The 21535-nt window shown below is 56.3% G+C and carries 16 protein-coding genes and 1 tRNA gene; 7 read left to right on the top strand and 10 right to left on the bottom strand.

Annotated elements, in window-relative coordinates; translation table 11 throughout:
* Window positions 1-15: 15 nt before the first annotated feature.
* Window positions 16-534, bottom strand: a complete 519-nt coding sequence (locus AS189_RS20730) for a DUF6993 domain-containing protein (protein WP_237759810.1) — start codon at window positions 532-534, stop codon at window positions 16-18.
* Window positions 535-577: 43 nt separating this feature from the next.
* On the bottom strand, window positions 578-1186 hold the full coding sequence (locus tag AS189_RS09830; protein WP_062288158.1) for a single-stranded DNA-binding protein: 609 nt from the start codon (window positions 1184-1186) through the stop codon (window positions 578-580).
* Window positions 1187-1370: 184 nt separating this feature from the next.
* On the opposite strand from AS189_RS09830, the gene AS189_RS09825 reads away from it, so the two are divergent.
* Together AS189_RS09825 and AS189_RS09820 are read left to right on the top strand one after the other, a co-directional pair.
* Window positions 1371-1446, top strand: a tRNA-Arg gene (locus tag AS189_RS09825).
* Between the two features lie 1038 nt (window positions 1447-2484).
* Window positions 2485-3939 (top strand): DNA cytosine methyltransferase, encoded by a 1455-nt coding sequence (locus tag AS189_RS09820; protein ID WP_237759809.1) that lies wholly within the window; start codon window positions 2485-2487, stop codon window positions 3937-3939.
* On the opposite strand, the gene AS189_RS09815 is transcribed toward AS189_RS09820, so the two are convergent.
* The 5 genes from AS189_RS09815 to AS189_RS09795 all read right to left on the bottom strand — a co-directional run bounded on the left by AS189_RS09815 (window position 3929) and on the right by AS189_RS09795 (window position 11439).
* Window positions 3929-6001, bottom strand: a complete 2073-nt coding sequence (locus AS189_RS09815) for an AIPR family protein (protein WP_062288154.1) — start codon at window positions 5999-6001, stop codon at window positions 3929-3931. The two genes, AS189_RS09820 and AS189_RS09815, sit on opposite strands and share 11 nt — an antisense overlap.
* A gap of 2 nt (window positions 6002-6003) precedes the next feature.
* On the bottom strand, window positions 6004-6987 hold the full coding sequence (locus AS189_RS09810) for a PD-(D/E)XK motif protein (protein ID WP_082634207.1): 984 nt from the start codon (window positions 6985-6987) through the stop codon (window positions 6004-6006).
* On the bottom strand, window positions 6984-9917 hold the full coding sequence (locus AS189_RS09805; RefSeq protein WP_082634206.1) for a Z1 domain-containing protein: 2934 nt from the start codon (window positions 9915-9917) through the stop codon (window positions 6984-6986). Before AS189_RS09805 ends, AS189_RS09810 begins: the two co-directional genes overlap by 4 nt.
* Complete coding sequence (locus AS189_RS09800) at window positions 9914-10192, bottom strand: hypothetical protein (protein WP_129587235.1); 279 nt, start codon at window positions 10190-10192, stop codon at window positions 9914-9916. The genes AS189_RS09805 and AS189_RS09800 overlap by 4 nt, the downstream gene beginning before the upstream one ends.
* 89 nt (window positions 10193-10281) lie before the next feature.
* Window positions 10282-11439: an ATP-binding protein gene (locus AS189_RS09795; RefSeq protein ID WP_082634205.1), complete on the bottom strand. Its 1158-nt coding sequence runs from the start codon at window positions 11437-11439 to the stop codon at window positions 10282-10284.
* 691 nt (window positions 11440-12130) lie between these two features.
* Here AS189_RS09795 and AS189_RS09790 point away from each other — a divergent pair.
* Together AS189_RS09790 and AS189_RS09785 are read left to right on the top strand one after the other, a co-directional pair.
* A complete protein-coding gene (locus AS189_RS09790) occupies window positions 12131-13153 on the top strand; it encodes a DUF4192 domain-containing protein (RefSeq protein WP_062288141.1) in 1023 nt (340 codons plus the stop codon).
* A 49-nt stretch (window positions 13154-13202) separates the two neighbouring features.
* Window positions 13203-13439 (top strand): glutaredoxin domain-containing protein, encoded by a 237-nt coding sequence (locus tag AS189_RS09785; protein ID WP_062293349.1) that lies wholly within the window; start codon window positions 13203-13205, stop codon window positions 13437-13439.
* A gap of 109 nt (window positions 13440-13548) precedes the next feature.
* Here AS189_RS09785 and AS189_RS09780 read toward each other — a convergent pair whose 3' ends face one another.
* From AS189_RS09780 to AS189_RS20245, 3 genes are all read right to left on the bottom strand, one after another.
* Window positions 13549-16779 (bottom strand): DNA polymerase III subunit alpha, encoded by a 3231-nt coding sequence (locus tag AS189_RS09780; protein ID WP_062288138.1) that lies wholly within the window; start codon window positions 16777-16779, stop codon window positions 13549-13551.
* 6 nt (window positions 16780-16785) lie between these two features.
* Complete coding sequence (locus AS189_RS21240) at window positions 16786-17070, bottom strand: DUF6504 family protein (protein WP_424580381.1); 285 nt, start codon at window positions 17068-17070, stop codon at window positions 16786-16788.
* 146 nt (window positions 17071-17216) lie between these two features.
* Window positions 17217-17369: a hypothetical protein gene (locus tag AS189_RS20245; protein WP_160320819.1), complete on the bottom strand. Its 153-nt coding sequence runs from the start codon at window positions 17367-17369 to the stop codon at window positions 17217-17219.
* Between the two features lie 215 nt (window positions 17370-17584).
* On the opposite strand from AS189_RS20245, the gene AS189_RS09775 reads away from it, so the two are divergent.
* From AS189_RS09775 to AS189_RS20240, 3 genes are read left to right on the top strand one after another with little or no spacing between them, the layout of a single operon-like run.
* A complete protein-coding gene (locus AS189_RS09775) occupies window positions 17585-17950 on the top strand; it encodes a hypothetical protein (RefSeq protein WP_062288135.1) in 366 nt (121 codons plus the stop codon).
* On the top strand, window positions 17947-20862 hold the full coding sequence (gene mobF / locus AS189_RS09770; RefSeq protein WP_062288132.1) for a MobF family relaxase: 2916 nt from the start codon (window positions 17947-17949) through the stop codon (window positions 20860-20862). Before AS189_RS09775 ends, mobF begins: the two co-directional genes overlap by 4 nt.
* The gene (locus AS189_RS20240) at window positions 20829-21521 is read left to right on the top strand and encodes a hypothetical protein (RefSeq protein ID WP_062288129.1); all 693 of its coding nucleotides are present in this window, start codon (window positions 20829-20831) and stop codon (window positions 21519-21521) included. The genes mobF and AS189_RS20240 overlap by 34 nt, the downstream gene beginning before the upstream one ends.
* Window positions 21522-21535 lie beyond the last annotated feature (14 nt).

The raw sequence follows: 21535 nt of genomic DNA, 5'->3' as shown, positions 1-21535 counted from the left end.
TCCACAGAGCGGTTGTTAGTGAGTATCTCCAACAAAGCACAGCCCCGAAGCGAGAACAGGAAGGGTGGTGACAGCAACACTTCCGTCCCGAACCTGCCCAATGACGCACTCTTTACCAACTAAGGTTGCCGACTCAACCGCGTCAACAGCAAGACCTGTGGGTGTGATGTCGATGGACAACTCCACCTTTTCCTTGACGGCGCCAGCTTCAAGCATTGCTGCCATCATTTGTTCGCGGTTGGGCGACTTGGTGGCGGAAGCCAGTTTCTGCAGCGAAGCAGTCATCTTGCCTGACATTTCCTCGGCGGCAGAGACCGGTTCAGCGGGCTTTGCTGTGGGTACTTTTCCATCAACTTTGGCTGGAGCCTTAGCGGTGGCGGCCGGAGCTGGATCTGGGGCTGGCGACTCGCTGGACAACAGTGAGCAACCGCTCAAGGCCATGGATGCAGCCAATAGAACCGACACGCCAACGGCCCTGACTCCTAGTCGGCGCTGAGCAGGCTGGCGGCGGGAAGTCATCTTTTCCAAAGTCACCCCGCCATTGTGCCATGTCCGCCTGACACTCTCGCCCTCCCGGCTAGTAGGGCGCTGCGTCTACCAGGATCTCCCCCGTGTCTTCGTTAGCGTGTTCACCCTCCTGGAGCCCTTGGGCAGCGCTGCGCTCGTCGTCCCCGCCGTCGTCAGTTTGGTCGCCGTCTCCGTTGTCACCGCCGTCAGTTGTATCAGCATCTTCAGGATCCTGATTGGGGAATTCCCCTTCGTCGATGTCCGGGGGCACCGATCCGCCAGCGTGTTCCGCACCGCTGGCACCGTTATTTTGACTGTTCGACGGCGTGCGGTGGTACGTGACGTTGCCAAAGTTGAGGTCAAGGCCGATGCTGTCCGCCTCGATGTCCACACCGTTTCCGGGCGTCCCGTCCTTGCGAAGGTAAGAAGTCACCTTGAGCTTGCCCGTGACCACGATCCGGTTCCCCTTGTGAATGCTGATCATGGCGTTGGTGGCCAGCGCCCTGAAGGCACTGACCTGAAACCAGTTGGTCTTTCCGTCAACCCACTGGTTGGTGATGGGATCCTGCTGACGGGTGTTTGAACCCATTCGGAATTTTGCGATCACGAGACCGCTGTCCGTGGTGCTCATGGTGATGTCCGAGCTAACAAATCCCCGGAGGCTGATGTAGTTTGCCATTTCACTACCTTTCGATGGGCCGCGGGTACGGCGATGTTTCCTTGGGCTCTAGCCAACGCCGATCGAAGGATGTACACCAGTGGGAAACCCCCAAATGTGGACTTATCCGGCCTTGCCACGCCTGTGGAGGAAGAGATCAGCGAATAAACCTGATAATTTAGATGCGGCCCTTGGTTGGGCCAACGCCTCGGTAGCTCAGCGGATAGAGCAGGAGCCTTCTAATCTCTTGGTCGTGGGTTCAATTCCCGCCCGGGGCACCAAAAACAGCCTCTGACCTGCGGTTATATTCCGCGGGTCAGAGGCGTCTAAGGCCAAAAACGGCCCAAGTCACGTTTTACTCACGTTTTTGAACGAAAACTTGGTCACGTTTTTGGCTTGTTCTGGGACGCAAATAGGTTCAATTTCTGGTCACGTTTATGAACGAATGCCGAGCCATTTTCATCGCAGGAACCAGCAGCATGGGCATCCGCGCCACCTCTTGGTGCCGTTGTGCCAGCCACCGAATTCCCTTGACCACGGAGTCAGTGATCGCACGGAGGCCGCCCCTACCCACCAAGATGGCGTCTAATTAGATTGCGTCGAATTGACAAGCCACATCATGCGACGATAGAAACTTCTTGGATGCTCGACCGTTCCCATATTCGCACCGTCAAACGGGCCGTGGACTCATCTAAATCCGTCCGTTTGGTACGGGCGCTAACCAGTTCGAAACATACAGTCCGAGACCGCCGGGTGGCTTCAATTCCGTGAAGGTAGTCGGCGCGTTCGGACTCAGTCTGCTCGGTGCCACGGTCTCAATACTCCCAAAGATGGCGATGAACTTCACGGCTCCATAAGTGGCACGTCCTGCATCTGAGCTCTAAACAAGCACCAATAACAAACTGTTGCAATTGATCTCAAAGGAACACCGATGTAGTACGTCGGGCTACCAACCGAGGATCACCAGCCGCGCAAACCCTCCATCGTCGTTTCTGGTAGCCAGTCGCTCGGTTAGGGGTCACGTACTTCGCTGCTGGGATCTGATGGAACTGACTACGACGAAAAATTCGAAAATCTTGATGAGATCACATTCCGCCAACGAACTTGCGTTCCTCTTGCCACCTGTCAGCTCACCAACGAGCCCACCAAGAAATCTTTGATCCAAATGATAATGGTCACTTTGAACGAGACGACAGTTCCCGTTACCGCGCCGGAAGAGACGTTTCGGACCGATCTCGAGGCAACTGGTGCCTCGGGGAACATAGTAACTATGTCAGCGGCACCTGGTACCTTGGAGTGTCAGATACTAAGGAGTGCGTGTGTTTCCAATCATTGATCTCTTCGCAGGGCCGGGAGGCCTCAACGAAGGATTCTCAAGTGTCAAGAATGATGACGGCGACTATGCCTTCAAGACACTTGCATCATTAGAGATGGACAGTTTTGCGTGTCAAACTCTTCGGCTACGTGCTACGTACCGAGAGCTAGTGCGAACGGGCAGCGATCTTGAGCCGTACTTTGCCTACATAAGTGGTGAGAAGACTTGGCCTGAAACGCTCCGCGGTGACTTCAAAACGGCTTACACGGCGGCTAAGCAGCATGTGTATCGCGTAGAGCTCGGCGAGGAGAATCGTCCTGAAGTTGATCGCCATATCGCGCTTAAACTTGGACCGGAGAGTCAACGAGGCCATTGGGCCCTCATAGGCGGCCCGCCGTGCCAGGCGTATTCGCTGGCCGGCCGTTCTCGCAGGACAGGCGACGAAACTTTTGCCTCAGACCATAAACATTTCCTCTACCGCGAGTATCTCCATATCCTAAGCAAGTTCAGGCCAACCATATTCGTGATGGAAAACGTCAAAGGACTACTTTCGTCGAAGAATGGCGACAAGAGCATGTTCCAAACGATCCTTGCCGACCTCACACGTCTTTCAAGTGGCGCTCGCTATGAAATCCGTTCACTCGTTGTAGATGCGGATCCAGACGAACTTGAGCCGTCTGACTTCATCATCCGGTCGGAAGAATACGGCGTTCCCCAGAAGCGCCATCGCGTGATCCTTCTGGGTATTCGAAGTGATGTTGCCCATATGATCCCGAGGCAAGTGCTCACCAAGGCAGATGGAGCTGTCACAGTGCGAGCCGCCCTGCGAGGAATGCCAAGACTCCGAGCCGAAACTTCCAACCGCAAACCGAAAATTGATCAGGACTGGAAAGCAGTCCAAGCGAAAGCATTGCAGGATGTCCGGGCGGTAGAGGTGACTGCGAAACCGGACTCAGCGAAAAATGGATCGATCGCTGTAGCAGCTTATGAGGCTTGGGTCCGAGAAAGTGAGCTGGCATTGCCTGTGCAAAACAATCCGCGGGCTCATATGGTTTCAGACCTTGCCCGATACCGCGTCATGGCAGAGCTAGCAGATCGCATTGGCAAGAGCCCGAAATACACTGATTTGCCGCAATCACTTCATCCCGAACATCGAAACATCGGGAAAGCGGGCACACCATTCACCGACCGATTTAGAGTGCAAGTATGGGACTCCCCTGCCACGACGGTCGTTTCGCACATCTCAAAAGACGGACATTACTACATCCATCCGGACCCCAGCCAGGCGCGCAGTTTCACTGTGCGTGAAGCGGCGCGCCTGCAGTCCTTCCCCGACAACTACTTCTTCGAGGGACCAAGGACTCAACAATTCCATCAAGTAGGAAATGCAGTCCCTCCCCTATTGTCAAAGCAGATCGGTGAACTCGTGGCAGGGATGCTGCAAAAACTCAAGGACTAAACGTCTGAAATCCCCTAGCATTCGCCGCAGCCGCAAGATTCAAAAGCCTTGCCGATTGACGTTCAGTTGGGAAACCAGACTTTCTCCCTGTAACCATGTCAAGAATGCTCATATCCGTGGGGCTGCCGACGCCATTTCCGATCGAAAAGTCACGCAACTCCAGCCAATGTTCTAGAGGTACTTCAAAGACCCTCTTCTGCTGATTGATTCCATCGTCAATCTTTTGCGTGTCCTTAGCTGTTTTTCGGGCCTGTGCGATGCTGGCCGGGTCCGCGAGGGCAGCGACGAATGTATCAGGAAGACGCATTGGCATTGCCTGTATGAGATTCCAGAAATCCGCTTTCTTAGCCCATTCCGTTACGTTCGTGGTGGGTCTGTGTTCGCTTGTGAGGGCCACTTGGACGGATTCGCCTATGTCTAAAGCTACATTGATCACATGTTCAGGCACGGACTGGTTTTGCCAAATCGAGGCGAAATCCATTAGCCGACCTCGGCCATGACCTTCAATGAGACTAGCCATCTTGGATATCGTATAGGCAACGATGTTGGCCAAGTAGGCCTGCTTATACCAGGGAGCCTTCCTTATAGCGCCGTGAATTGAAGTGAAGAGGATCGCCTTGGCAACCGATTCTTTGAAGTAAATCTCATTGAATGCGGAATCGTCTTTATCCCAAGCCTGTTGGACTGTGGCCGCAAATGCCACAAAGTTCTTCTGCGCTCCCCCGCTGACGACATGAGGCCGCTGGTCCCATGACATAAGGTATTTTGCCAAGGCCGGCTTATCAAACTTCTGACTCTTGGGATAGAGCCTATCGAATCGAGAAGCTTCCGCCTGCGACACCTTACTCTTCTCGTTTTCGTATTGCCCGCGAGTTCTTTCGTAATACCACTTTGTATTGAAGGTCGCCCCCGATGTGGCGGGCGCCAAGACTCGTCGAGACAGCTCTTCAATGCGGACATGATATGGGCTGTTCGAAAAGAAGTCGGCCGCGCTCACAGCATTTTGGCTGTTGGCAAATCTTGAGATGCTCGGAACAAGGTCACTCGCTACGGCCGCTTCAACCACCACAAGCTTCATGGGAACGAATACGTTCTCCAGGACATCTTTGCCTTTAGCTTCCTTGTCGACGAAGAACAACGAGGCCGTCGTCTGTCCGCCATTGACGATCTGCAAGTCCTCTATCGAGAGTATTGTTGAATTATCCTCGTCCATGACGACAGAAGTCGCGGTCGCGGTCACACCATTGTTAAACGCCATGAAGTTTTGGGGTGATGAGTAGATTGTCTCCCGAATACCCTTGTTCACCTTGCCGCGGTTCGTGAGATAAGAACGGACGTTACTCTCAAGAAGCCGGCTGCCGTACTTGCCGTACAGGCCCGCCAACACAGTCCCAGGTACAGAGGCAAGATACGTGGCAAATTCCGGAGCGGATTCAACTTTTAATGCCGCGAGACCGTCGGAACGCCACTCTCGGAGGTCGATCTGAAGCGCCTCTCGCCCGCTCTGGGACTCGTGCAACTGGTGCAGCCTGTTTATATCCCAAAGCTGATAATCAACGGGGATTTCGTTCAAGCTTTCGCTAGGTAGCTCGCGTAGACGGTTACTTAACTGTCCGTCGGTTAGTAAATAGAGGCGATACCTAGTGACATTCTTGCCGCGATTACGTAGGTCATAGGCAAGTTGGTATGCAGGAGCGCTCTCCTCCCTCCCTTCAAGAAAGGTCCCGTCGACAGACTCCATTAGATAATGCTGTAGGGCTTTGAGTGCAGCTCTAGCTTCAGTCCCTGAAATAACTTGAATCTCGGGGGAACCGACGTGGAGTGTAACGATCAATGCCACACTGTTGTCGGCGTTGTCCAAGTCGTAGCCGTTCACTTTCAACTTTCGCCGCCGTATACCAGTTCCCTCAAAGTCCAGTACGTCTGCATCATCGAACTCACCGGCTTCAGTCAAAAGTCCGGTAGCATGACGTGCAAAGGCGGTTGCGGTGAACTCACCATCGGCGTCGGCCAGCGATCCGACGGATGCGAGTAAATTTTCGTGATAGTTCTCAAGGTCCATTTTTAGACGCCTCCGTAGCTTTTCATTAGACTCAGAGCAGATTCTTCATCTATCTTAAAATCATCTATTGATGTCAAATCAATTCGATACTTCACACCTGACAATCCAACTGCGATGTCTCTTGAGGTAATGCGGGGAAAGCTGCCAGAAACATCAAAGTAGGTGTAGCTCTGGGCTTTGAAATAATCCTCCGAATATGCTTCGTCATTGGGATTGAAACCTATTTGTTCCAATGCACTATCGAACACCTCAAGATCTCCGCCGTCTTGAGCCAATGACTCTCTCGCCCATGACGCATATTCAGGAAGAGTTCTAAATCCGGGGAGTTCCTTGGAGCTTCCTGCAATTTCCACGCAAACGAGGGTGATGTTGTCGCCTTCGAGCTGGTACTCAGAGGCAATCTGCAGGGCGTGTGTTGTCGAATATCGGCTTTTTACTTCATAGTGAGCGTCGACGAACTGAAAGTCTTGGTCAGAACCATAGGGCCCCTGCCAGCCTTCGACGACCGCAGTGGGACCAACTCGGCGTCCTAGGACATTAAAGGCGAAATCCAATTCCGCGAACAGCCCTCTCCGCTCCTGCATACTGAGAATATGCTTCTTTGAAGCCTGAAATAGTTGCCTCCATTCCATGAAGCACTCCATGGCGGTTGAGATACCTGCGGCCTCAGTCTTGGATTTTGCTACTTTCGATTGCACATGACCACAGAGTTGTACAAATACATCGCTAAACTTCGAATCATTAAGTGTCAACAGCAGAATCCAAGTGCCGTCGTGCTCTCTCTCCGCCCGGACGATAGTCACCGCTTCCGAAAGCTGGGGTAGCCCTGGTGGACGTCGGGTGATCAGACCAAAACTTAGACGACCAACCTCATCCGCGCCATATACTAGGCGGATCGAAGAATTGGGGTCCAGTTCCCGGAGACTCACCAAGCCCTCACGGACTTCATCTTGCCAACGTTCTGGGGTCCATCCCGAAGCTGTCACAGCAGATCCTCATAGTCGGCCATCCAGTATTTTTGCGCCACGCGGTTGAGCACGTACTTGACGCGCCCATTCTTGCTGCCGTATTCAGAGTCCGACGTGGGCAGCGCAATCTTCAGCGCGATGAGCGCAGTGTTGGGATCCGTGGCAACATCATCAAGTTCATTTTTCGCGGCGAAAGACTCTGGCGCGACGCCAGTTTCACTTTCAACAACAATGCCATCCTCATGGCTGGGTGTGACTGCGTAGATCATGAGCTGAGGTTGTGGGAGGTTGCGGTAGAAAGCCCTTTCTGGCACGAGAGTGGCCGGTTCAGTGTCCGACGGATCCACGGGCCTACTGGCTATGTACTCGCCATAGGAGGCAATGGCCGCGGCTTCGACATCTTTATCAAGAACCATACGTAAGTCATCGCTACCCGCCAATCGGGTCTTCTTTCCGCTGACCCACAGAGAAGATCCGGTGAGAGTACCATCTTTAGCCTTGAGACTCCGGAGTAACAGGTTTCGAGAAACTTTGAACACTGGCCTGCCCGGAACGAGTTCCATCAATTCAGGAAGGTCCGTTCCCTCTCGCTTTTTGGGCCCGTTCATTACTGTCACGTCCCAAGTCTGAAAGTGTTCCCCTTGGCTGGCTCTGATCATTCGTTCTAGGCCACTACCGGTGAAGAAAATATCATCTTCAGCGGCTTTGTACCCCTGCAACAAGTCCGCTACAAGTTCTTTCGGGACTCCCCTGAACCTGGTGTAGCCCCTCCGAGTCGACTGGGCGTCCGGGGAACATCCAGCCTCGATGGCAGCCTTTATCAGAGTTTGGGTGTGCCTGAAATTATCAGCTTGGACAGTGGGATTGGCCGACAGCTTTCGAGTTTCAAGATTGCGGCCCAACAAGTTCACTTCCTTTTCGAACTGAACCGTGTCCTTCATCTTGTTCCTCGCCGTTATCAGCAGAGATTCTGGATGTTGTTGAACAGCTAGGCCAAAATCTCGAGGCGTCATGTTATTTCGGCGCATGTGGGCCAGATCGTCGCGAAGCTCTTGAATTGCCGCTCCCACAAATCTGTAGTCGGCTGCAGTCTTCTCACTTATCCAGAGACGGCAGAGATCCTGGAAGCCATCCCGGTATCCAAACCACCTCGCCATCTGCATCATCGTGTCGGCGGCACCTACGCTTCGATGGAAGTAACTTACAACAAGACCGTCAAGGGTGAGTCCCCGACTCAACAGGTCACCACCAACGGCAATTTGTCGGGGCGGTACTTCCTCTTGGTAATCTTCGTCTTCCGCCTTCCCATCACCGCTAGTTTCTGCCTTATCGACACTGGAGTTATAGACTTTAACTCGAACATCGGCGACAGACTTATGAAGTTGGGCAAGGACTTTCTCCCACGGAAGTGACTTTGAATCAAATTGTTTTTCGTAAGTTACTTTCAATTTATCAAGAAGTGTATTTTCACTTCCCGCGGCGTACGTGAGAGCGTGAAGTTCGATCGCAGTTTTGTACTTGTCTAATTCGCTGGTCAGTAGCTCACCAACTGCATCTTGAACATTTGTAAATCTAGAGACATTCACGAGCATTGAACGTCTAATCGGAGATTTGACCCGCTTGTCTAAAATGACGTTCACGAGAAGGAATGCCCTAACGGCCTCTAAAAGGCTCTCCGGCAGTGCATTGATTTTCAGATTTTTGGTATGCTTTACAGGAATCCACGCCTGCGCATCAGTGAGAATTTGCACAGCCTTGGGTCGCTCATCATCATCTGATCCAAACATCGCGCGAATACCAACGTAATTATTCGGAGCTTCGAGAGGATAAATGTAGTCCTCAGGGAAGAGATCATCGACCACGTCTCCTATAACATCACCGTCTTTGTCCACAATACCTGTCGCCTCATAGTCAATGAAGATATTTGCGAAAGGTGTAGCCGTGATCGCCACATAAGATGATCGGTTAAAACGAGATAAGATATTACGAATCGCACCATTGATTGCGGTGGGATCCTCTGCGCCCCTGGTGTTTACCGAGGCGTAGTCAGATTCATCATCCAAGAGGAGAATCGGCAGGTCGATTTTTCCTTGATTTCCGGCCTTGCCTCGGGCCCAGCCATTGACAGCCTCAAGGACATGTTTATTCTTCTTCAATACAAACACAAGAGGTCCGGAAGAGCTGGATGGAAGCGGAACATCAACATTGTTCTTGGTTGCCTGCAGGTAGTCCATGAGCACAGTCGTTAGGCTCGTAGCGTTGGCTACTTCCTGATCTATCTTGCCGACACCGATGTGCACGTCCTTGGAAAGTACAGCACTTTTCGGCACTCCGACGCGGCGAGTGTCGCGCCCGATAAACCCCTCATCTACTCGCTCATGGGTCTGCCGGCGCAGATACTCAGTGTTCCCAGAGAGAATAATTACGAGTCGGTAGCCAGCATCAGCAGCCTTGTTAATCAATCCCAAATAGTTTTGTGTTTTACCTGACTGAACATCCCCGATAATAAGTCCACGGCGATTCCACGGACCAGGCTTTTGGGGATTGCCGGCCAAATCGAGGACGTCATCGGTGAAAGTATCAAGCCTCTCTAATACCCGTCCTGAGCGGCCTTGCTTAGAAAGCATTTTTCGATAGGCTCGCCATCTACGCCAATTGATCTCCGATTTGACCTCTTTCAACCAAGGTTCGTGATCTTTCTTTGTAACACCTCCAGACCCTGGCCCTAGGATATCTGCACTGACAGCCGCAATCACGTATCTCACAAGTTGATCTAGCTCGTCTTCGGTGGCACCCGTCCGCAAAATCGACGTTAGGCTTTCAAACGCCGTCCGAACGTCGGCTTCTTGAAGACCCAAACGAGACTCTCCTGTCTCTGGGTCTTGGAGCATTCCAAAAACGGCGCCTTCCAAAACAGACAACGGTACTGTTACATTTGGAATTGTCATGAGCCATCAACCGTAATTTCTAGGATTTCGCGAGCACGAATATTTTTATTAAAAGGTTCAGAATTGAGCATCGAATCAACAAAGACATGGGGGCTAAGACTGTTCTTTAGGGAAGCCCACAATGATGACGCCAAAACATGGAGTTCGGCGTCGTCTATCCCCGCAGGCGTATGGATCGCGTCTTGGCCGAGTCTGTTGTAGACGTCATCAACAGGGAAAGACTGTTCCAGTAGGCTGATTAGTGTCCCCAGCATGGCTGATTCTTCGGAGACCATGCTCTCACCGAGTGCGAGGACCGCCGGATGGTTCCGGTTAATCTCATAACGGAAAGACGTCCTGTCATCGATTACATCCCAGAGGTGGTTCACCGGACCCTTTGACGTCGGTCGACCTCTGTATTCGTGAACCCGTCGGCTTGGGCCCACGATATTGTCGGCGACCTGACGAAGTCGGTTTCTAATTGCAGGCGGGGGCACGGCTTGCGCCTTTTTGATATCCAACGACCACAAATGGTCGAGGGTATTGGGAATGTCCACTCGTACCCGTGCCAATTTACCGAGCTCTTGCTTAGGGCGATGCGGAACCAAGTCCCCCAAATGACCAATCGTTTTTCACGATAGATGTAGAACCCTTGACTATCTCTGAGGGATCCATCGACGCGTGCCCTTTGCCTGTCAGCGCTGCTGAGCTTATTTAGGTGCGGAAGAGTGAAGGGCCGGAGCTCGATCACTTCACCTTCGATGTGGATCTTCTCAAGTGGACCGGGTTGAGTTGCCCGATGAGATTGGAGCAATGGGTCTGCCCCCTCAATGGGCCGATAATTTATGGCAATCACGAACTTCCTGCCGTGTTCGCCTGCAAGGTATCTATGGAAAACGAGGCTCAGGTGCTTTCGGACTCGAATCATACTCTCGTCTAGACCAGTACCCAGGTCCCCAGCTGTCGCTTGGAGCTGATCCAATTTTCGCCAGAGAACAAGAGTGCCGGTGGCCTTCTTGTCGAGTTCGGCAAACTCAGGAAGGCTCCGACATTCGTCCTGCGTCAGCTGAAGTAAACTCCATGTACCCTTCTCGATCAAGTAGTCCAGATCCCAGCGATACCCATGGACAAGACCGTCATGCTTTGACACGACGGTCAGATCACGGCATTGCGAAATGGAAGCCGTCTTCAGGCCGAGCCCGAATCTTCCAAGGTCATGAGATTCTCTGTCAGACCGAGAACTCTTGCCGGCCAGCCGCATGGCATTTTGAGCCTGCACTGCTGACATTCCGCCACCATCGTCGATGATAGCAACGTAGCTAGTTCCGTCGCCCGAGAACAGAAGATCAACTCGGGAGGCTCCAGCAGTGACTGAGTTGTCAATTAGATCAGCTATCGCCGTCTCAAGGGTGTATCCAACGGCTCTCATCGACTCCATAAGGTGTGGATCAGGCACCATCGTTATAGGTTCAGCCAATTTTCCCCAATTCAATCTAGCGAGCTCTTCTAGTGTTGATACAACAATAGCTACAGGCACCGACATTACTTCTCGTTAACGACCTAGAAGCTACCACAACAGCTTTATAAGTCTGCTCAGATGCCCCAGGAGAAGTCATTGGCAACCATTTTGAAGGAAACATTCGAAGACAACTCTGCCCTTTCCTCACGGCCTTCCATGGCATGAACCATCAGAACCTCCCCTTCACCGCCTCAGAGTGAATGGTCGATCCGGTCCCTTCCCTGCGAGTGGCGGAGTTCCGCAGACTAGACCTTCTCGAGGATCCGGCAACTTTCACCCGCGGCCTCGCCCTCCCTGTGGTTGACGATGCCGGTCATGTTGTAAACGCCCAAAAACACTATGAGTAAGCATGAACACAAAGAGGCTGCAGAAACGGCCGCTATGCCAATGGCACCCAACGGTCAGTCCACCTTGGCACCCCCACTCGTGGACCCATATGAGCACCTGCCAAACCACGTTGTGCCTTCTGGTATCCCATCATCGCTGGGCGGGTCCTTCACGCAACCAGGGCGCTGCGCGCCGGTCCCTCCTGCAAAAATTCTTCCTCGGCGCTCCTGCGTCGCTTATTTCCTCGAAACAATTTATGCCCCGTGCCCGGTTCCCCAAGTTGCATTCCGGCCCCTAATACCCAGCGGTGATTCCTTTTACCAGAAGGCACCAACAGAGCAGGCGGCCGCGAACAACTAGCCACCGTTCACACAGGAGGAGCAAGACAATGGAACCGATCAGAATCAGCAGCCCGGCCGACGTCATCAGCTACATGGGCCACAGCCTCGGCTACTGGCCACAGGAAAGCCTCGTCTGCGTCGCACTCGACGGCAAGGCACTCGGCCCCACCCTCCGGGTGAACCTGCCCGGCACCGAAGACGTCGGCGATAGCTACGCTGAACGCGTCGCCCACGCCGTCGGCATCGACCGCGACGCCACCGCCGTCCTCGTCGCCTTGTTCACCCACAAGCCCTGGAACAAGGGAAACGCCAAGCCCTTCGCTGCCATGATCCAAGGACTCAAGAACAGGCTCTTGGCTGCAGGGCTGCTCGTCCATGATGTGTGGATCGTTGGCCCCGAGTCCTTCGCCCAGTACGACGGAGCCAACCCCACGACGTACGGCAAGGGAACCCCGCTGTCAGCCATCGAGTCCAGCACAGTCAATGCCGAACTCGTCTACCAAGGCAGCGCCGTCGCACACAGCGACACACCGGCCATTCCCGAGTTGTTCGCCGCCGTTGATCACGACGCCGTCGAGTCCGCACTTCGGGACATCGCCACAAACCCCGACCAGAACCTTCATGCGGCCTACCGGCTCTGGACGGATCTCATCGACAACGAAGCGGAACCCACTCACGATCAGCTGGTCGAAGTCCTCGCCGCGCTGCAGTACGTCGGATTCAGGGACCAGATCCTCGCCGATATACCCGGCATCAATGAACCCATGGCCACCACACTCTTCGGCACCACAGCAGAAGCGCCGCAATGGGACCGCATCGACAACTCTGAGAAGCTTCTGCGGAAGCTGCTCACCATCGCCGCCCCAACTCATGCTGCTCCCCCGTTGACGCTACTCGGGCACATCTGCTGGTGGAAGGGCAGAGGAACAGCTGCTGCGAACTACATGCACGTCGCCCTGACGTTCGACCCCGACTACCACCTGGCCAGACTGCTGGACCAGATGCTTGGCGCCGGCATCGTCTCAGGCTGGGCACAACACAAGAACACCGCATACCGGAACAACCACTAACAAACCCACACAAGCCGTCCCGGATGAAACAGAGAGTGAGGTGAAGGCCATGAATATCACCGTCTACAGCAAGCCAAGCTGCCAGCAATGCAAGTTCACCTGCCTGTCCCTGGACCATGCCGGCATCCCTTACCAAGTTGTCGATCTCACCACGAACGCCGCTGCCCTCGAGTACGTTCAGGACCTTGGATATTCTCAAGCCCCGATCGTCGTGGTCAACGAGCACGACCACTGGTCAGGATTCAACCCCACCAAAATCGAACGGCTCAGGCTCGCCATCCAATAACCATCACCAAACAGGAGAACCAGTGTCGCATGAAAAGCTCATGCGACACTCTGCCGAATATTACTGAAAGTAGTGCACTGCACCTATCCAATTAGCTTCAGGCGTGGTGTCATCCATTTCGCGCCGCTAACGAAAGTTCTGTGAGGTCGGTGGCGTTTGTCGCTTGGAGGGACATGCCACGCGGACCAGTGCGGCGAGTCGTTCCCTCAATCAAGAGCAACCGGGTATTGAAAAGAATCGGCGGATCGACGTCTTTCTGGGCGTCGGCGAAGAAGGTCGCGTCGATGCAGCCTGTGCCGTCATCGACGCTGATGAACACGACGCGTTTGCCTCCATGCATGGGCGGGGTTTGTGTGGCGACTCTGACGCCCGCGACTCGCACGAAGGTTCCGTTGCGCAGGCTGAGGAGATCTTTGGCTTTAGTGACTCCGAGCTCGTCCAAGAGAGGTTGGTGGGATTCCATGAGGTGGTAGGACACGTCTAGGGAAAGGATGTCCAGCTCGGCCCGGGTGACATCTGTGGGAGTCATGTCCGGCTCATGAGTGACCATGGTGGCGGCATCGATGGCAGGCAAGGGTAGCGCGAGTTGGCCGGGGATCACGTGCGCACGTTTGCTGTGACGGGTCGCTTCGTTCCACGCCACCAAGTCTCGCCGGCTCCGGTGATTAGTTCCGGTGTAGAGAGAGTCGAGTGCTCCGACTAGGGCGAGGCTCTCAATCGTGGATACCCGCAGACGGGCGCGTTGCTTGAGATCAGCCAAGGAATCAAAGGGACGCTGGTTGAGGATGCGTTCGACTTCCTTGGCTTGAATGCCTTTCACATCCGACAAGGACATGCGGATCCCCAAGCCCCCATCACCTGCAGGTTCAACGACGTACTCATCCGTGGAAGCGTTGACGTCCAATGGGAGGATCGGGATGCCGAGCCGGCGAGCTTCGGCGATAAGAAGGCGCTTGGGGTACATGCCGGGGTCATGAGTCCACAGGCCGGCCAAGAATTGGATCGGGTAGTGAGTTTTGAGCCATGCTGACTCGTAGGTGGGGACGGCAAAGGCAGCCCCGTGGGCGCGGCAGAATCCGAACGAGCCAAATCCCTTCACAACACCCCACACCCGCTCAACCGCCTCGAGGGTGTAGCCCCGTTGAATGGACTGATCACGAAAGTATGTCTCGACAGCTGGCAGTTTGTCGTCGTTGCTGAGGTGACGGCGCAGGACGTCGGCATAGGCAAGCCCGCAGCCAGTGAATATATCCAGGATTCGCATGAGTTGCTCATGGAAGACCACGATCCCGTAAGTGCTGCGCAGCACGGGTTCCAAGTCTGGGTGGAGTTGGGCGACAGTTTCCCAGCCGCCGCGCCTGTTCAAAAACGGTTTGACCATGTCAGCTTGCATGGGACCGGGGCGGAAAAGGGAAATGTCGGTGATGAGATCGTCAAAGACGGTCGGTTGAAGTTTGCCAATGAGTTCGCGCTGCCCGGGTGATTCAATCTGAAAACACCCCAGTGTCTGGGTGGAGCGGATGAGCTCAAAGGTCGGCTCATCATCCAGCGGTACGGCTTCTAGATCGATTCTCTTTCCTGTGGTGCGGCGGATTTCAGTGATGGCGTAGGCCATCGCGGACTGCATCCTCACTCCGAGCACGTCTAGCTTGATTAGCCCCATAGGGTCCATGTCGTGCTTGTCGTACTGGGACATGGGCAGCCCCGTCCCTGAGGGCTGGACCGGAGTACGATCCAATAGCGTCGCGGAACTGAGAATAACCCCGCAGGGGTGCATAGAGATATGGCGTGGGAGCCGGTCCAAGCGCTCCGTAATATCGACCAGAAGATCCAGCTGCCGGTTACCCTCGATCCGGTCAGCTAGGTCACGCAGTTCTGGCTTTTCATCCAACGCTTCCCGAAATTCACTGGCCGAGAACCTCCACAATCCTTTGGCGATCCCGTCAATATCCTCTGGCGCCATACCCAGGGCCATGCCAGCATCTCGGGCAGCACCCCGGGCCCGATAGCCGGATTGCATCGACATCAAGGTCACCCGCTCCGGACCAAAGCGCTCGAAAATCCGGTGGTAGATCTCATGCCTCCGCGCTGACTCAACATCAATATCAACATCCGGCAGGGTCTGTCGTTCGGTGCTGAGGAAGCGTTCAAACAACAGATCGTGCCGGATCGGGTCGACTTGAGAGATGCCTAGGGCGTAGTTGACTAGCGAACCGGCCCCGGAGCCGCGTGCGGCCGAGCGAATGCCCATCTCCCGGATCAATCGAGTCACCTCAGCCACCGTCAAAAAATAGGAGGAGAAACCCAGATCGGCGATGGTCGCCATCTCGGCCTTAAGCCGGTCCTGCATCACCCCGAAGGAGGCGGAGCTGCTCCCTGAATACCTGCTAGTCACACCCGCTGTCGCGCGTTCCCACAACTCGGCTAAGGGATCGCCTGTAATGCCGATGATGGATGCCTCCGGCATGACAGGAATTCCCCAGCCTGTATCGACGACCGGATCGATCCGGCACTGATCCGCCAAGTCTTCGGTGTTCGCGAGGAGCGTTCTAGCAGCGCCATCCCCGAACTGACCTAGGGCCGTAATTTCCGAGGCCAATGCCTTCATAGTGGTCACGGGTTTGAGCCAACCTTGAGCAGTTGGCTGGACTCCGGTCTCATCCAAACAGGCCAGTGCACGGGCCGCGTCAAGGACGTCTGCTGTAATGGCACCATCGGGCTCGGCATACCTGACCATATTGGTCATCACGGGCATGAGTCCGGTTTGGGTTGCGAGGCGGAGCATGCGAATGGCGTGAGTATGACTCAGCGGCTGCCCTGGCTCGGAAAGATGCGAAGCCACCTCAATACGCACGGCCGCAGTCGGAAGTACCCTCAGCCACGCACGGAGCAAGGGCAGTCCGTCTCGGCGCGATGCGACCCTGCGACCAACATCTGAAAGTGGGCCGAGCAGCACGGTCCCAACCGTCCCGGCATCGGTCAGAAGATGCTTGGCAATCTGATCAAGACTCACCCCCACCGTTGTGTGAGTGTGAGCAACGGACACCAAGCGGCACAGTGCCGTGTAGCCCGCTCCTTCGTTGTGTCCGTGGGCCAGAATGACAACGCGGCCGGTGACCGCGCCGTCGTGTCCTAGGGTTGCAAGTTCCACACCAAGAACCGCGTCAATGCCCGCGCGCTGACAGGCAGCAATGTGCTTGGGAACGCCGTAGAGGCCATCACGATCGGTGATCGCCAAGGCGTCGGCACCACCATCCCTAGCCGCGGCGGCCAGAGTGTCTGGCCAATCCACCCCGTAGTGGGCGGAGAAGGCGGAGGCAACATGCAAGTGAATGAACATTTTTGCCTAGCCAAGAATCCTTGACAGCCGCCAGTGAGAGTCCTCATGGGTAAGCTCAAATACTCGTTCGGCAGAACGACCACGGCCCGCAGCAGTTACTCTCCACATCTCTGTCTCTAAGACCTGAGCGCCAATACCTTTCTGGATGCGGTTCTGCTCCGTCCACCAAGGACGACGGGTAAAAAACCGTAGCGGCAACTCTGTCCTCCGATAGTGCCGCGCCCGCCACTCAAACTCCAACGGGCTTCCCGCAGCAGTCGTCCGGACACTCACACGCTCATCAACAACCATCGAACACACCTCTAATAACAAATTCACTAATAGAATACGTCTTCGACGATAGAGTGTGCCACTGACATCTTCAGATGAAGACCCCAAACGAGCCAGAAAAGCGACTACACCACCACACCTCCCACCTACATTGACCCTTCACACAATCACCGCCAGTTGCCAAACCAGCGCTCGCCCCCGACAGCCAATTCATCCCGCATCCACCATGAAATTGCCGTAACCAAAAAGCCCTTCACACTGTTGGCACCGACGGTGGCGGCCGTCACAGCACGCGTGACGGCAATGTGACGTTTAGTCATGGAGAAATGGAGTCCTTGAGCCATGGAGATGTATGACTACGCACACTTGCCCCGAATGCAATATCTCGTTCACACCCGCCAGCCCTCGGCAGCTCTTCTGCCGACCGGAGTGTGCCCACCGTCAACGGCAACGAAAATACCGGCAGAGCTTCCAAGATGAACAACTACGGACGACTGGCCGAGCGGACCAGTCCATTACCAACAACCAGGAGGCGATGGCTGCACTCACAGCACTTTATGAGGCGACCATCCGAAAGCTACGTCGTACGAACAAGCGCAAGCTCGCCACCGTGACACGGTCATTTGAAGACAAACTGGCCACCGCCTACAAACAGCTCAACGAAAGCGCACAGACACTTTCCCGGGCCCAGTCGAAGGCCGATGACCTCAAGCGCCTGGCGCAGCGCCTGCATGACGAGAACGAGCAGCGTGAGGTCCATGAACGGCAGGCCATGAAGGACATGCAACACCTCGCCGCCAAGGTCCTAACATTGCACTCCGACGCGAACACGCGACTAGATCCGTCGACGGCGTCGATCTTTGCACGCCGCGGCTGGAACACAGAAACGGGCAGGTCATGACCGTCTCCATAGCCCGCCTCTCCACCGAAGCCGGCGTCTCCTATCTGCTGAAGACAACCAGCCATGCCGACGTCGAAACCCGGGACCTCACCGGCTACTACACCGCCGCCAGCAACCCGCTCGGGCAATGGCTCGGCGCAGGACTTGCCGGTATCGGCATGAATCCACACGACACAGTCACCGACGCTGCCGCGAAGGCCCTCTTTGAACGAGGCGCGCACCCCTCCACGCGAGCATCCTTGGGCCGGACACCCAACCAGTCCTCCACCGTCACCGGTGCCAACGGCCAGCCTGTGCGCCGGGCTGCGGTGGCCGGCTTTGACCTGACCTTCAGCGTACCCAAATCCGTCTCCGTGCTCTGGGCCCTCGGCGATGACGGATATAAGGACAAGGTCATGGCGGCCCACCACGCGGCCCTGGAAGCCACCCTGGCCTGGCTGGAGAGCTCCGCCATCCACACCCGCGCCGGACACGGCGGCGTCGCACATGTCGGCGTCCATGGCTCCATCGCGGCCGCCTTCGACCACTGGGAGTCCCGCTCTGGAGATCCCCAGCTGCACACCCACGTCGTCATCGCCAACAGGGCCCAACGCGTCAGCGATGGCGCTTGGACCACCCTTGATTCACGCACACTCTACAAAGTCACCGTTGCCGCCAGCCAACACTACAACGGGCTCCTCTATGACCAACTCGGCCGAGATCTAGGAACCCAGGCCGAAGTCCGCACACCTACCAGCACCATCCACAATTACAGTTTCGAACTCTCCGGCGTCGACGATGAACTCATCCGCGAGTTCTCCAGCAGGTCCCGGCTGATCGACATTGAAGCGGCCCGGCTCGTCAATGACTGGTCCGATACCCACGGACGGGAACCCAGCAACGCCGTCAAACTCAAACTGCGGCAACAGGCAACACTGTCCACCCGCACCGCCAAGAATCACGACGTCGTCCCCCTGAACACACGCACTCGGCAGTGGCGTGAAAGGGCTCAGGCCAAGGGATTCGATCCCGAGACCGTGCTGGCGGCCACCATCAACCGCTCACACACCCGCCCCCTCACATTCACCGACGCCGACGCGGCCTGGATCACTAGCACTGCCGGGTTGGTCAAGGACCTTGTCGCCAGGCGCCGGGCTACCTGGAACAGGTGGAATCTCATCGCCGAGGCAGAACGGGTGTGTCAGGAGATCCGCTGCGCCACTGCAGCCGACCGGATCCGCCTAATGGATGCCATCGCCGCTTCCGCCGAGACCCAGTCTGTTGCTCTAAACGAGTTTCGCTACTCCATCCCCACCACAGCACCCGACCTTGCGTTCAATGGCCACAGTGTATTTGATCTGGCCAGCGCCCACCTCTTCACCGATGTCTCCACACTGACGAACGAGGAAGCCATCATGAACGCCCACACGAACGACGCCGGCCCTCACCTCGAGCACACGTCCGTCAAGGACGCTCTCGAACAGTTCCGCAGCACCCGTGGCGACACACTGCAGGTCGAGCAATCCAGGACTGCCGAGGCCGTCCTGGCCAGCGGAAGGCGACTGGACGCCGTCGTCGGCCCCGCCGGGACCGGCAAGACCACCACGATGAGCGCCGTCAAAACCCTGTGGGAAGACTGCTTCGGTGCCGGGACCGTGGTGGGGCTTGCCCCTGCTGCGGCCTCGGCCGACGTCCTGGGACAGGAGCTCGGACTGGCCACGGACAACGTGAGCAAATGGCTCTACGAATCCACCGGCCCGGGCGCAGCCATACGAGCAGGACAGTATGCAGATACAGCAGAAAGGTACCAAACGGCCTGTCAATACCCGCGGCATGATGGACAGGCCCGGAAAGTCTTAGAGCGCCTTGCGCAGCGGATGAGCGCCCTCACAGCGACCCAGACAAAGTGGCAGTTCCGGCCCAATCAGCTGGTCATCATCGACGAAGCTTCCATGGTCTCCACCTACCAGCTCGCCGCACTTCTGGATCAGGCCACAGGTGCCGGAGCCAAGATCCTGCTTGTCGGCGACCCGGCACAACTGGACTCCATCGACGCCGGCGGAATCCTTGGATGGCTTGACCGGGCCGGCTGCGCCCAACGACTCAGCACGGTCTGGCGCTTCACCAATGTTTGGGAACGCACTGCCTCCCTGAAACTTCGCACAGGCGACTTTGACGTCATTCCCGAGTACACCGCCTACGGGCGCATCAGCAGCGGCACGTACGACGCCATGGTGGATGACGCCTACAACCGCTGGGACGCCGACATCCGCACCGGGAAGACCTCGATCCTAATCGCCCCTGACAACGACACCGTCGCCATGCTCAACGAACGCGCCCAAGCGGACCGCGTCGGCACCGGCACGGTCGATGCAGAAGCCACTGTGGACCTCAGCGACGGCCTCCACGCCGGACGCGGCGACACCATCTTGGCACGGCGGAACGACCGTCACCTCCTCGATGACACCGGTAACTTTATCCGCAATGGAACCCTCATCATCATCAGTGGCACGCCCAATCCGGACGGCTCCATCGCCGGGATCCGCCAGGACAACGGGGCACGAATCATCATGGGCGCTGATTATCTCGCCGAGTCCGTGGAACTTGGCTACGCCACCACCGCCCACCGATCCCAGGGAATCACCGTGGACACCGGCCACACCCTCGTCAGTGAAGGCAGGCTCACCCGGGAACTCTTCTACGTCTCCATGACACGCGGCAAGGCTGGCAACCATGCCTACATCAGCGAGCCAGACCCCGCGACCACCACGGCGTGGACCCGTCCTCACTGCCGGACTGGCGGCAAATCCTCAGCACCATACTCTCCATCGAAGGCGCCGAACACACTGCCCACGAGGTCCGCGATGAACAACGCAACCAGGCCAACTCCCTGTCCCGCTTGCTCGCCGAGTATGACTACCTGGCCCAGATAGCCGCGTCCGACGACGTCACGCGCCTCATCAGCGCCCACTCCCCCGGCCTTGTGGCAGAGATGCAAGCGTCCCCATCCTGGGGCGCCTTGGTCGCATCCTGGCGGCGCACCGCCGTCACAGACCGTTTCCTAGCCGAGCAAACTTTGGTCGGCGGGCTGGAGCCGGCAGCCGGCGTCCGCGACGTTGCCGCTATCGTGCACTCCCTCCTGCAAGTCCTCCAGCGGCGGCTACCCGCCGCATCCTCACTGACCATGGCGCCGGTGTCAGTTCTAACGGACAGGGAAGACCTCCGTGATCTGCTCGACGACGTTCAGCATCGGATCGCCAAACGGCTGTCCGCGGTGGCTGTCCACGCCCTCGCAAACGAAGAACCCTGGATGGACCGACTGCGGGCACAAACCGGTCTGCAAGCCAACGATGAAACGTGGAAGTCCTTGGTGCGTGACGTCGCCGGCTACCGCGACCGATGGGACATCGACAACTCTGGACTGCCGCTTGGAGCACCGCCCAGCGCCACGGACTGGGACCACTCCGATCAGCGAGCCCGGCTCGAGGTCCGCATCGCCGCCACAAGGAGCGGCAACCAGTCGGCAATACAGACACCCACACCCGTGGTCAGCATCCATTCACCATCGCCTATTGTCGGTCCCTCGCTGTAAAATTAGTACATAGG

The sequence above is a fragment of the Arthrobacter alpinus genome (assembly GCF_001445575.1).
Lineage (GTDB): Bacteria > Actinomycetota > Actinomycetes > Actinomycetales > Micrococcaceae > Specibacter > Specibacter alpinus_C.
The sequence above is the reverse complement of the archived record's forward strand: the minus strand, read 5'-3'. Positions and strand labels throughout refer to the sequence as shown.